Annotated in this window: 12 protein-coding genes and 2 tRNA genes; 8 read left to right on the top strand and 6 right to left on the bottom strand. The window is 65.1% G+C overall.

Annotated features, from left to right (window positions below; all coding sequences use genetic code 11):
* Positions 1-61 precede the first annotated feature (61 nt).
* Entirely contained in the window at positions 62-745 is a 684-nt protein-coding gene (locus tag IHE57_RS14830) for a DUF6993 domain-containing protein (protein WP_209325119.1), read from the top strand.
* 46 nt (positions 746-791) lie between these two features.
* A complete protein-coding gene (gene ettA / locus IHE57_RS14825) occupies positions 792-2,474 on the top strand; it encodes an energy-dependent translational throttle protein EttA (RefSeq protein WP_209325120.1) in 1,683 nt (560 codons plus the stop codon).
* 147 nt (positions 2,475-2,621) lie between these two features.
* On the opposite strand, the gene IHE57_RS14820 is transcribed toward ettA, so the two are convergent.
* Positions 2,622-2,855: a hypothetical protein gene (locus IHE57_RS14820; RefSeq protein ID WP_209374345.1), complete on the bottom strand. Its 234-nt coding sequence runs from the start codon at positions 2,853-2,855 to the stop codon at positions 2,622-2,624.
* Positions 2,852-3,760: an acyl-CoA thioesterase gene (locus tag IHE57_RS14815; RefSeq protein ID WP_209374343.1), complete on the bottom strand. Its 909-nt coding sequence runs from the start codon at positions 3,758-3,760 to the stop codon at positions 2,852-2,854. The genes IHE57_RS14820 and IHE57_RS14815 overlap by 4 nt, the downstream gene beginning before the upstream one ends.
* A 94-nt stretch (positions 3,761-3,854) precedes the next feature.
* Between IHE57_RS14815 and IHE57_RS14810 the strand changes: the two genes are divergently transcribed.
* Both IHE57_RS14810 and IHE57_RS14805 read left to right on the top strand, forming a co-directional pair.
* Positions 3,855-4,397 (top strand): acyl-CoA thioesterase, encoded by a 543-nt coding sequence (locus tag IHE57_RS14810; protein WP_209325123.1) that lies wholly within the window; start codon positions 3,855-3,857, stop codon positions 4,395-4,397.
* The gene (locus IHE57_RS14805; RefSeq protein WP_209374341.1) at positions 4,394-5,062 is read left to right on the top strand and encodes a DUF8185 domain-containing protein; all 669 of its coding nucleotides are present in this window, start codon (positions 4,394-4,396) and stop codon (positions 5,060-5,062) included. The genes IHE57_RS14810 and IHE57_RS14805 overlap by 4 nt, the downstream gene beginning before the upstream one ends.
* A gap of 23 nt (positions 5,063-5,085) precedes the next feature.
* Here IHE57_RS14805 and IHE57_RS14800 read toward each other — a convergent pair whose 3' ends face one another.
* The 3 genes from IHE57_RS14800 to pepN are packed head-to-tail and all read right to left on the bottom strand — an operon-like array spanning position 5,086 to position 9,277.
* Positions 5,086-5,490 carry a globin gene (locus tag IHE57_RS14800; RefSeq protein WP_209325125.1) on the bottom strand — a complete coding sequence of 135 codons (405 nt, stop codon included), beginning with the start codon at positions 5,488-5,490 and terminating at the stop codon, positions 5,086-5,088.
* A complete protein-coding gene (locus IHE57_RS14795) occupies positions 5,474-6,619 on the bottom strand; it encodes a mechanosensitive ion channel family protein (protein WP_209374339.1) in 1,146 nt (381 codons plus the stop codon). The genes IHE57_RS14800 and IHE57_RS14795 overlap by 17 nt, the downstream gene beginning before the upstream one ends.
* Before the next feature lie 12 nt (positions 6,620-6,631).
* Complete coding sequence (gene pepN, locus IHE57_RS14790) at positions 6,632-9,277, bottom strand: aminopeptidase N (RefSeq protein WP_209374330.1); 2,646 nt, start codon at positions 9,275-9,277, stop codon at positions 6,632-6,634.
* 193 nt (positions 9,278-9,470) lie between these two features.
* Between pepN and IHE57_RS14785 the strand changes: the two genes are divergently transcribed.
* The 3 genes from IHE57_RS14785 (at position 9,471) to IHE57_RS14775 (ending at position 11,741) form a co-directional block, all read left to right on the top strand.
* Positions 9,471-10,076: a mycothiol-dependent nitroreductase Rv2466c family protein gene (locus IHE57_RS14785; RefSeq protein ID WP_209325128.1), complete on the top strand. Its 606-nt coding sequence runs from the start codon at positions 9,471-9,473 to the stop codon at positions 10,074-10,076.
* A gap of 65 nt (positions 10,077-10,141) precedes the next feature.
* Positions 10,142-10,615 (top strand): ribose-5-phosphate isomerase, encoded by a 474-nt coding sequence (locus tag IHE57_RS14780; RefSeq protein ID WP_209374328.1) that lies wholly within the window; start codon positions 10,142-10,144, stop codon positions 10,613-10,615.
* Between the two features lie 13 nt (positions 10,616-10,628).
* Positions 10,629-11,741 carry an alcohol dehydrogenase catalytic domain-containing protein gene (locus tag IHE57_RS14775; RefSeq protein WP_209374326.1) on the top strand — a complete coding sequence of 371 codons (1,113 nt, stop codon included), beginning with the start codon at positions 10,629-10,631 and terminating at the stop codon, positions 11,739-11,741.
* Positions 11,742-11,863: 122 nt separating this feature from the next.
* Here IHE57_RS14775 and IHE57_RS14770 read toward each other — a convergent pair.
* Positions 11,864-11,937 (bottom strand) — tRNA-Pro (locus IHE57_RS14770).
* 187 nt (positions 11,938-12,124) lie between these two features.
* Here IHE57_RS14770 and IHE57_RS14765 point away from each other — a divergent pair.
* A tRNA-Gly gene (locus IHE57_RS14765) sits at positions 12,125-12,195 on the top strand.
* Positions 12,196-12,372: the final 177 nt, after the last annotated feature.

Below are 12,372 nucleotides of genomic sequence, written 5' to 3'. Positions count from 1 at the left end.
GTCGCTCCCACGGATCGGCTAAAGTGAGACTGTCCCCCGTCCCCTCCCGCCGAGGTTTCAGATGCGTCTCGTTCCTGTGCTGGGTGCCGCAGCACTGACTGCGGCATTGTCGGGCTGCTCTCTGCTCGGCTTCGGCGGCGAGGAGCCTCAGCCCGAGCCGAAGAAGACGCACGCGACTCCGGTCGCCGAGGTGGACAAGGTTCTCAAAGCGCTCAAACCGATCACCGGGGAGAAGGACTCGGTTCCGTCGACGAAGAAGTTCTTCTCCACGATGCTCGACGCCGGCTACGAGCCCGAGCAGCTCGAGGCCACGATCGACGAATCGCCGCTGGGCAATGATGTTCCTTCGAAGATGTTCGGGATCAAGACGGACAAGGGATGCGTAGTCGGAGAGATCCGGTCGGGCAAGGCGACGGCCGAGCTCATGCAGCCGACCGAGTCGACAGGGTCGTGTCTCTTCGGTGAGGTCGAACGGCCCAAGGGCGTGAAAGCCCCCAAGGGGGAGAAGCGGGACGAAGACGGTGATTCCAACGGAGCCGGGCATCTGCCGGGCGAGGACATCAACGGTGAGGACGGCCCGACCGAGAGCCCGCAGCCGAGCGAGGACCCGTCCGGCTCCGAAGACGCCAGCGGCTCCGAGACTTCGTCGGATGCTGAGGAGGCTGTCGAAGGCAGCGCCGCCTCATCGAGTTCGGCCGATGGTGGCGACTCCTCGGGAGAGGCGCCCTCGCTCGGGGGAGGCTGAGACCAATTAGCGCTTGAGTGCGCCGAAACGATAGCCTGAGACCACTATGGCCGAATTCATCTACACCATGCACAAGGCGCGTAAGGCGCACGGTGACAAAGTCATCCTCGACGATGTATCGATGTCGTTCTATCCCGGAGCGAAGATCGGTATGGTCGGCCCGAACGGAGCCGGCAAATCAACCATCCTCAAGATCATGGCGGGCCTCGAGCAGCCGTCGAACGGCGAAGCTCGCCTCAGCCCCGGATACACGGTGGGCATCCTCATGCAGGAGCCGCCCCTGAACGAAGAGAAGACGGTCCTCGGCAATGTCGAGGAGGGCGTCGGCGAGATCAAGTCGAAGCTCGACCGCTTCAACGCGATCTCCGAGGAGATGTCGGACCCGGACGCCGACTTCGACGCGCTGATGGAAGAGATGGGCAAACTGCAGGAGGCCATCGACGCCGCCGATGCCTGGGACCTCGATTCCCAGCTCGAACAGGCGATGGACGCCCTGCGCTGCCCGCCGCCGGACGCGCAAGTCTCGGTGCTCTCCGGTGGTGAACGTCGACGTGTGGCGCTGTGCAAGCTTCTGTTGGAGAAACCGGACCTGCTGCTCCTCGACGAGCCGACGAACCACCTGGACGCGGAATCGGTGCTGTGGCTCGAGCAGCACCTGAAGACCTATCCCGGCGCGGTCATCGCCATCACGCACGACAGGTACTTCCTCGACCACGTCGCCGAATGGATCGCCGAGGTCGATCGCGGTCACCTCTACCCGTACGAGGGCAATTACTCGACCTACCTCGAGAAGAAGCGCGAACGTCTCCAGGTGCAGGGCAAGAAGGACGCGAAGCTGGCCAAGCGGCTGCAGGACGAACTCGAGTGGGTGCGGTCGAACCCGAAGGCCAAGCAGACGAAGTCGAAGGCCCGTCTGGCACGGTATGAGGAGATGGCTGCCGAGGCGGAGAAGACGCGCAAGCTCGACTTCGAAGAGATCCAGATCCCGGCCGGACCGCGCCTCGGCGATGTCGTCATCGAGGCCGACGGCCTCGAGAAGGGCTTCGATGGGCGGCAGCTCATCGAGGGGCTCAGCTTCTCCCTGCCCCGCAACGGCATCGTCGGTGTCATCGGACCCAACGGCGTCGGAAAGTCGACCCTGTTCAAGACGATCGTGGGCCTCGAAGAGCTCGACGGCGGTGAGCTCAAGGTCGGCGACTCCGTGAAGATCTCCTATGTCGATCAGTCACGCGGAGGCATCGACCCGGAGAAGACCCTGTGGGAAGTCGTCTCCGACGGACTCGACTTCATCCAAGTGGGGTCGGTGGAGATGCCCTCTCGTGCCTATGTCTCGGCTTTCGGATTCAAAGGACCGGATCAGCAGAAGAAAGCCGGAGTCCTCTCCGGCGGTGAGCGCAACCGCCTCAACCTCGCGCTCACACTCAAGCAGGGCGGAAACCTGCTCCTGCTCGACGAGCCGACGAACGACCTCGATGTCGAGACCCTGGGCTCCTTGGAGAACGCGCTTCTCGAGTTCCCCGGCTGTGCCGTGGTCGTCTCCCACGACAGGTGGTTCCTCGACCGGGTGGCCACGCACATCCTCGCGTGGGAGGGTACGGAGGAGAACCCTGCGAAGTGGTACTGGTTCGAGGGCAACTTCGAAGCCTATGAGAAGAACAAGGTCGAACGCCTCGGCGAGGATGCGGCTCGCCCGCATCGCGTGACGCACCGTCGTCTCACTCGCGACTGATCGGTTCGGACAGACGCACAGGTGCCCCGGTCTCTGTCGACCGGGGCACCTGTGCATCTGTCCGCCGGATGGGTCTCGCAGCCGAGTTCGGACTCAGGTGCTGGCCGCCAGCCGAGTTCGGGCTCGGGACGGGACGCCTGCGGATGTTCAGGAGCTCAGCAGTCGGGCCAGGCGGCCCACCCCATTGAGCACCAGACGAACGAGGACGGTGCCGAGCACGCCTGCGACGATCGACAGAACAGCCACGAGACCCATATGCATCCCAGTGTTGGCTCGCAGGAAGAGCAGAGCCAGCATCGAGATGACGATGAACAACGCCACATTGACCAACCGGCTGAGGATGGTGCCGATGATGTCCATCATCGTCGACTCATCGTTCAACGTGTCTCCTTGATTCGGACCATACCCTCCTGCGCCACCGTGGCCAGCAGGGTGCCGTCCTGAGCGAAGATGCGGCCATAGCCGAGTCCACGTCCTCCCTGGGCAGCCGGTGATTCCTGGACGTATAGCATCCATTCATCGACCCTGACCCGTCGGTGCCACCACATGGCATGATCGAGACTGGCGACTCGCAGCCCGGGGCTCCTCCAGGTCAGCTGCTGACTGCGCAGCACGGGCTCGAGCAGGTTGAAGTCGCTGGCATAGGCCAGTGCTGCGGCGTTGAGCACCGGATCGCCGCCGAAGGGCGCACTCGTGCGGAACCAGGAATGCTGCTCACGCCCTGCGGGAGCGGCGGCCTCGGGCGCGTGCAGGGACGCTTCGACGGGGCGGACCTCGAAGGGACGCTTGCTCAACCAGTCGGTGACCTGCGGCGAATCGTCGTCTCCGATGATCTCGAGCAGCTCGGGGCAGTCCTCGGGAGAGGGCAGCCCTGTCGGCATCTCCTCGGCGTGTTCGAGGCCCGGCTGCTCGTCCTGGAAGGACGCGATGAGGGACAGGATCGGCGCGCCTTTCTGATACGCGTGCACCCGCCGGGCCGAGAACGACCGTCCATCGCGGAGCCTCTCGACGCCGAACTCGATGGGCTCGCTGACGTCGCCGGCCCGCAGGAAATATCCGTGCAGGGAGTGGATGAGTCTGTCATCGGGAAGCGTCGACGCCGCGGCGACGATGCACTGTGCGAGCACCTGGCCGCCGTAGACGCGGCCATCCGGCTTGTACTGACTGTGGCCGAGGAAGAAATCCGTCTCGCTCGATGCCGAGGTGAAGTCGAGCCTCCGCAGGTCGAGGAGCTCTTGCAGCCGTGCAACGTTCGTCTCTGCCGCGGCGGATGCTTCATCGGTCATGGGTTTCTCCCTCGGACGACAGTGCCAATGGCGCGTACGAGTCACGATCCTATCGCGTGCCGCACCACAGAGAGGAAGGTGGCATGATGGGAGCATGCACTCAGGCGCCACCGATCCTCTTCTCGACGACTTCACCCGTGTACTGCTGGAACTGAGATGGGGTGACATGGACGCCTACGGGCACGTCAACAATGTCACCCAGCTGAGGCTGCTCGAAGAGGCACGTGTGAGGGCACTCGGATCACCGACCCACAGTTCCGACGCTCCGACCACGCCCGGTCTCTACGGCATCGCTGAGCCCATCAGCGGAGCGGAGATCCCCGCGGTCTTCGCCGCGGCCTCGGCGACGACCGAGCTGCTCGTGGCCTCCCACTCGATCGAATACCGTGCACCGATTCCCTATCGCACCGGCCCCATCGCCGTCGATCTGATCGTCAGCGAGGTCAAACCCGCCTCGGTGACGGTCGGATACGTCATCTGCGAACCGGACGGCTCCCGGGCCTATACTGTCGCCGAGACCGTCATCGTCTTCATCGACAGAGCGAGCGGGCGCCCGCGGCGCCTGAGCGAATCGGAGATCGATGCCATGGAATCCGTTCTCCGCCCATCCGTACCGCTGCGGAGCAGCCGACGATGACAGTGCTCGAAATCTCCGACTCGTTGGCGATGGCCGACCTCGCCGCGTTCACCTCGCTTGCCCAGCGCGCCGATGCCGACGGCGCGATGCGGCTGCAGGTGATCTCCGACATTCTCGTCGCGTCCGTGGCCCCTCTCTACCCGCACGGGATCGGCGACTCGACGCCCTTGGTGCTGGGGATGAGGATGCTGCGGCTTCGCGGATCCGGACTCGACGGCTTCGATGAGGTGGTGCCGCTGTCTAACCTCCTCGACCGCTTCGCGCGGGAGGAGAACGGCACCTCGCTGCCGGTTCCTCCGAACTCGGTGCTCGTGTCGTGGACCGGGATCGCTCCACCTCGGGGAGGCTGGGACGCCCGCGATACGATCTCTGTCGGTCACCTGCACTCGACCGCGGCGACCGGTGTCGAAGAGATCAGCAACGGGGCACCGGAAGGGTCGGGAGCGCACGCCGTCAAGGCCCTGCGGTCTCGTGTCTGGTCGCGTGAGATGACGGGATCGCACGGCACCCGGCTGCCCGGGGGACTGGCGTTCGCCGCCACGGCGCTGCGTTTCATCCCCGCCAGGGGGCGAGACGATGATGCGGAGCTGAGCGTGATGGAATCTGCGGGTTGGCTGCGCCTCGTCACCCCGGGCGGCCACCTGCTCACCCGCACTCGCGGGTGAGCCGCGGAAGGCGCTGCTGAGTTTCAGCGGATGTTCGGATTGGCCGTGTTGACCATCGCAGTCGCGGCGCGCTGGAAGTAGTCCCAGAACATCTCGTCGTAGAGCGGAGGCAGGCTCACATCGTCGAGCGCCGCACGCATGCACCGCAGCCACCGGTCTCGGGCATCGAAGTCGATCGAGTAGTCGAAATGCCGCATCCGCAGCCGGGGATGGCCTCGTTCCTCCTGATACGTCGACGGACCGCCGAAGTACTGTTCGAGGAAGGTCTGCAGACGATGCTTGGCGCCGGTGAGTTCGTGTCCGTCGGGGTACATGGCGATGAGCTGAGCGTCCTCGTCGACGTGGTCGTAGAACACATCGACGAGGCGGGTGAAGGTCTCGTGACCACCTACGGCCTCGAAGACCGAATCGTTACTCGTCTGCGTCATCGTTCGATCCTTCGCTCGGGGAGTCCTGCTGGGCAGTGGTGCGGATCTCCTGGTCGCTGGGCAGGCGCGAGGGCGCCGGGTCATTCCGGGAATTCGTGGCGGAAGCCGTACGCTTCTGCCGCACGGGGGCGAGGGCGTCGGTCTCTTCCTTCGCGGCGTCGGAGGATCCGTCACCGCTGGGCAGCGTACGCAGGACCGTCTCCTGGACCATGCCGATCTGCGCACCGCGCTTGGCCATCTCCGTCATGAGTTCGGCCCGGAAGGCCCTCTCGACCATCCACTGCAGGTTCGGCTTCGTCTTGACCATGGTGCGGATGACGCGGTGGGAGCCCGACAGAGATTGGACACCGGCGATCTCCGGGTTCTCGATCATCGCACGGGAGAGCTCGGGGTCCTTCCGGAGCGAGTGGGTGACGGCCTCGGTCATCTCACGGTAGTCGTCCATCGAGGTCGCGTAGTCGATGGGGATGTCGAGGACGGCGCGCGCCCAACCCTGTGAGAGGTTGCCCACGCGCAGGATCTCACCATTGCGCACATGCCACAGGGTGCCCGTGAGGTCCCGGACCTGAGTGCGGCGTAGACCGACGTCCTCGACCTCTCCGACGGCCTCGCCGAGGTCGACGGTGTCACCGATGCCGTACTGGTCCTCGATGACGATGAAGAATCCCGAGAGGTAATCGCGGACGAGCTCCTGGGCACCGAAGGCGATGGCCACACCGGCGATGCCTGCCGAGGCCAGGATCGGCGCGATGTTGAAGTTGAGGGCATCGAGGACCATGAGCGCGGCGATCACGCTGATGAGGATCGTCGTCACCGACGACAGCATCCGCCCGACGGTCCGCGCCCGCTGGGCACGCCGTTCCTTGATCGTCTGCTGATCGATGCCCGTCCTCTGCGCCTCCAGCGCGGTGGAGGAGAACTTCGCGAACCCGGCCGCCTCGGCCTTCTCACTGCCGACCGTGCCCTTGGCCACCGCTGCGGTGAAACGGCGAATGAAGAGACGGACGATGAGATTGACGACCATCGCCCCGATGATGATGACGGTGATCCTCAGGGGACTGCCGAGGAGGAAGGACCAATCGAAGTCGTTCGCGGCTTGGACAGTGTTTTCCATTGCGTCAGAAGTCATGATGTCTCGAGACTAGCTGTCGATATTCAATGATCCATTGGAAGCGCTGGACACACGCTGAACCCGCAGCGCTCGTTCGGCATCGGCGAGGTTCTCCCGCATGAGGCGGAGCAGACCCTTCGGCGCGGCAGGGTGATCGGTGAGCCACTGGCGGGTGGCCTCGACCGTGCCTTCACTCACAGGCGGGTACAGGCGCATAGTCATCGTCTGCGCCATCTCCAGGGTCCGGGTCTCCCACCAGCCGGCCACGCGAGCGAAGTACTCCTCGGAGAAAGGCCGCAGCGGCGCGTCGGAGGCGATGATCTCGCCGGACGGCCTCTGCAGTCCCGCGCCGAAGCCCAGCGCCAGCGCTCCGAGTTCGGAGTTCGGCAGGCCCGCGTCATCGACGAGGCGAGTGAAGGTCCACGACTTCGCCGCCGTGGTGGGACGGGACGCGCGAGCGGTGGCGGCCTGGCGGACACCTGTGGCGCTGGGATCGCGGCGGCTCATCTCGGCGACTGCCGCGTCCTCGACAGCGTCGTGGGCGCAGAGCCCGATGAGGATCTCCCAGGTGAGGTCCGTGTCCAGGGTGATTCCGAAGACGGACCCGGTCTCCGGAGTCAGCCAGGACGACAATCGGTCCAGCTGCTCCTCGGTGCTCGCGTGCTTGATGAACCCGCGCACGAACTGGAACGCCTGATCACTGCCCTCGGGCACCGTGGCGAGCAGCTCGAGGAAGCGGTCCGCCAACCGGGCATGCATGGTCTCGCGCTGCTGCGGCGGCAGGTATGCCGAGACCGCCGAGTCGAGCTGACGCATCTGCGTGAGCAGCCCCGAGGAATGCGTGATCGCGCCCAGATGGGTCATGACCGTGTCGATGTAGTCCTGGACGGGACGCTCACCGTCGCGGACTTCGTCCCACAGCGTGGCGAGGACGAGCAGCTGGGTGAGAGAGTCGTCGAAGTCGCTCAGCCTCCGCGCGGCGGTGCCCATGCTCGCTTCGTCGAAGCGGACCTTCGTGTAGCTGAGGTCGGCATCGTTGACGATGATGACATCCGGACGGGGCAGTCCTCGCGCCTCCTCGACCTCGACGGATTCGCCGTCGAGGTCGAGTGGGAACGAGTGGGTGAGCGCCAGACGCCCGTCTCCGCCGTCCGAGTAGAAGCCGATGGCCAACCGATGGGGTCGCAGCGACGGCGTGGGCTGCCCTTCGAGCGACCACGGAAGCTGGTCGACGCGCAGAGACGAGATCGCACCGTCGTCTCCGGTCTCGACCGCGGCCTCGATGAGGTTGACCCCGGACTCCTCGAGCCACAGCCGCGACCAGCTGGTGAGATCCCGACCCGAAGTGGCCTCGAGCTCGTCGAGGAGATCGGCGAGTTCGGTGTTCGACCAGGCGTGTTTGTCGAAGTAGCGCTTGAGCCCGGTGAAGAACTGTTCTCGCCCGACCCACGCCACCAGCTGTTTGAGCACGGAGGCACCCTTGGCGTACGTGATTCCGTCGAAGTTGACCTCGACGTCGGCGAGATCCTCGATCGGAGCGACGATCGGGTGAGTGCTCGGCAGCTGGTCCTGTCGGTAGGCCCAGGACTTCTCGATCGTGGCGAAGGTCGTCCAGGCCTCGGCGAAGTCCGTTGCCTCGGCGGTGGCCAGAGTCGACATGAATTCGGCGAAGGACTCGTTGAGCCACAGATCGTTCCACCAGCGCATGGTCACGAGATCGCCGAACCACATGTGTGCGAGCTCGTGGAGGACGGTCACGGTCCGACGTTCGACCAGGGCCTCGGTCGGACGGGAACGGAACACGTAGTTCTCGAGGATCGTCACAGCCCCGGCATTCTCCATCGCGCCGGCGTTGAACTCGGGCACGAAGAGCTGATCGTACTTCTCGAACGGGTAGGACACGCCGAACTCGCGCTCGAAGAACTCGAATCCGGCCTTCGTGACGCCGAACAGATTCTCGGCATCGAGGTGTTCGAACAGCGAGGAGCGGCAGTAGAGGCCCAATGGAACGAGGGATCCGTCGGACGAAGTCAGCTCCGAATGGACGGAACGGTAGGGCCCGGCGATGATCGCGGTGATATAGGACGAGATCGGCGTCGTGGGAGCGAACTGCCACACCGCCATCGACGGCAGCGGCGTCTCACCGAGCTCGGTGAATGTCTCCGCCGGGCTTCCCGGTGTCGGGGTGGGAGAGTTCGAGACGACGGTCCACTTGTCCGGAGCGACGACGGTGAAGGAGAACGGGGCTTTGATGTCGGGCTGTTCGAAGACGGGGAAGACGCGTCGGGCATCCGGGACCTCGAACTGCGAGTACAGGTAGATCTCGTCGTCGATGGGATCGACGAAGCGGTGCAGACCTTCGCCGGTGTTCATGTAATGGAAATGGGCGTCGACGATGAGTTCGTTCTCGGCGGTCAACCCCGGGAGGGCGATGCGGGCAGGGCCGACCACCTCGGCGAGGTCGAGGTCGAGGCCGTTGAGCCGGACGCGTTCGACACTGGCGGTGATGGCGTCGATGAATGTCGACGACTCCGGTGCTGCAGTGAAGCGGATGCGTGAGCGCACGCGGAAACTCTCACCAACTCCTGTGAGGATCAGGGTGTGCTCGTAGCTCGAGACGTCCACGAGTGCGGAACGTTCGCGTGCTTCGTCGCGGGTGAGGTTGTGTTGCGGCACAGTGAGGTGACCTTCGCTTCGGGAACCGGGTGTACTCCGTCATTCTTTCATGGACGGACGTTCGCCCGGCGGCATTTCCCCTGACGACCGAGATTCGATCGCTTTCCCCGCTCTCGGCTCGCCTTGATAGATTGAGCACCGAAGAGGCGGGCGCCCCCGAGGTTCCCCGCGATCGAAAGAAGGAGGAGAGACAGTGAGCAAGGAAACACTCGAACTGTGGTTCGATACGGCCTGCCCGTGGGCCTGGATGACCTCCCGCTGGGGCCTCGAAGTGGCCGAGGTGCGTGATGTCGAGGTGAGGTTCCGCCCCATGAGCCTCAACTTCCTCAACCGCGACAAGGACATCGACGAGGACTACCGGGCACTGATGAACCGGGCGCTTGCCCCGATGCGCATCGTCACAGCCGCGATCTCCCTGCACGGCGAAGAGGTGGCCGAGCCCCTCTACACCGCAATCGGCACCCGCATCCACCCGGGCGGCGAGAAGGACTTCGACAAGGCGGTCACCGACGCCCTCGCCGAGGTGGGTCTTCCCGCCGATCTCAAGAAGTACGGGGAGACCGACGACTATGACGCCGCTCTCCAGGCCTCCCACGACGAAGCGCTGGCTCTCGTCGGCGATGATGTCGGCACCCCGATCTGCCGCGTGGCGGGCACCGCCTTCTTCGGACCGGTCGTGACTCCGGCACCGAAGGGCGAGGACGCCGGCCGACTCTTCGACGGAGTCCTCGCAGTCGCCTCGACACCAGGGTTCTTCGAGCTCAAACGCACCCGCGACCAGGGACCGAACTTCGACTGAAGCGGCCCGATCGCCCCTCCTCACCAGCACACACAGATCCGCAGCGATCACCGAAAGGCAGACATATGAAGGTTCACCTCGGCACCGACCACGCCGGATTCGATTTCAAGGAAGTCCTCAAGGGCCACCTCGCCGAGGCGGGGCACGAGGTCGTCGACCACGGCGCGCTCGAATACGACGCACTCGATGACTACCCGGCGTTCTGCATCGCCGCGGCTCAGGCTGTGGTCGAGGACCGGGCCGCCGGCGTCGAGGCGCTCGGAGTCGTCATCGGCGGGTCCGGAAACGGCGAGCAGATGGCGGCGAACCTGGTCAGCGGAGCACGCACCGCTCTGGCGTGGAACCCGGAGATCGCGAAGCTCGCACGGCAGCACAATGATGCTCAGATCGTCGCAGTCGGCGCTCGGCAGCATCCCGAGGACGAGGCGCTCGCCATCGTCGACGCCTTCCTGGCCGAACCCTTCTCGGGCGACGAGCGCCACGCACGTCGGATCGCCATCATGGCCGACTACGAGGAGCAGGGCCCAGCGGCCCTGTGAGAGGGAGGGCGCTGTGAAGATCCAGGGCGCGGTGCTGCGTGAGCTGGAGCGACCCAGGCCGTTCGCGCAGACGCAGCCGATGACGTTCGAAGAGCTTGAGCTCGACGATCCGGGACCCGGCGAAGTCCTCATCCGCATGCGGGCCGCCGGAGTCTGCCATTCGGACCTCTCCGTCGTCGACGGCAACAGGCCCAGACCCGTGCCGATGCTTCTCGGGCATGAGGGCGCAGGTGTCGTCGAGAAGCTCGGGGAGGGCGTCGACGACCTCGAGATCGGCCAGCAGGTCGTCACGGTGTTCCTGCCGCGATGCGGCATATGTGCGAACTGCCGCACCGACGGCAAACTGCCGTGCACTCCCGGCAGCGCGACGAACGGGGCCGGGACTCTGCCATTCGACGGTCACAAGGTCCGGCTGCACGACGGTTCCGGTGCCGAGGTGCTCCACCACCTCGGCGCGTCCGTGTTCGCCACGCACGCAGTGCTCAACCGCGCCTCAGTCGTACCCGTCGACGACGATGTTCCCGCTCCGATCGCCGCAGTGCTCGGCTGTGCTGTGCTCACCGGCGGGGGAGCGGTGCTCAACGCAGGCCGCCCCGGCGCCGGCGACGAAGTGATGATCGTCGGCCTCGGCGGGGTCGGCATGGCCGCGCTCATCACAGCGCTGTCGATCGAGACAGCCGGTGTCATCGGCGTCGATGCGAACCCGGACAAGCTCGTTCGGGCGAAGGAGCTCGGTGCTGCGGAGGTGTTCACGCCCGAGCAGCTCGGGGACCGCAGGGCACCCGTCGTCATCGAATGCGTCGGACATGCTCGTGCCTTCGAGACCGCTTTCGAAGCGACGGCAGTGGGAGGCACGACCGTGACCGTGGGGCTGCCCGCTCCGGACGCTCAGTCACATATCACGCCGGTGACGCTGACGGCAGAGGCGCGCACGGTCATCGGTTCCTATCTCGGCTCGGCCGTGCCCAGCCGAGACATCCCCGTCTACGCCGACCTGTGGCGGGCCGGAAAGCTGCCGGTTGACGAGCTCATCTCCGACACCATCGGACTGACCGATCTCAACTCCGCCTTCGACGCGCTTGCCGACGGCGCGGTCGTGCGCCAGATCATCGACTTCGAGGCCTGAAGCCGGCGAGGTGCCTGGGGTCGCCCGATTTCAGAGAGCGCCGAGCCCGTGTGCAGGCGGATGCCGGGTGAGACGGAGACAAACAGCCGCTCGGACCAGCAGGTCCGAGCGGCTGTTGTTCGTCGGGATGACAGGATTTGAACCTGCGACCCTCTGTTCCCAAAACAGATGCGCTACCAAGCTGCGCCACATCCCGCGACGGCATCTATCTAACCACAGCCGGGTTGCCGGTCGCACCTCCGCAGCAGACCTCGCGGGGCAATGCGATGCACCTCACAATGGCCGGGCGACTGGGCGCTGGAGCCGACTCCGCTGTGACGCAGTTCATGAAAGGCGGATTTGGCGGCGGCGGGAAGTCTGGACTATAGTCGATCTCGCACCACGGGGATGTAGCTCAATGGTAGAGCCTCAGTCTTCCAAACTGATGGTGCGGGTTCGATTCCCGTCATCCCCTCCGTGTGATGTCTCAGTACATCGGAAACACCCCGAACCCATGGTTCGGGGTGTTTTTCATTGCTTCTGATAACGGCGTGTGGGGTCGAGGACGAAGTCCTTGAGGGTTATAGGCCAAAATGTGTGTATGGGCAGGGCGTGTCGATGCTGGTCTTCACTGGGATCTGCCGCCCCAGCC

It is taken from the genome of Brevibacterium renqingii, assembly GCF_017808105.1.
GTDB lineage: Bacteria > Actinomycetota > Actinomycetes > Actinomycetales > Brevibacteriaceae > Brevibacterium > Brevibacterium renqingii.
Note: the sequence above shows the minus strand (reverse complement) of the source record. Positions and strands in the feature narration are given on the sequence as shown.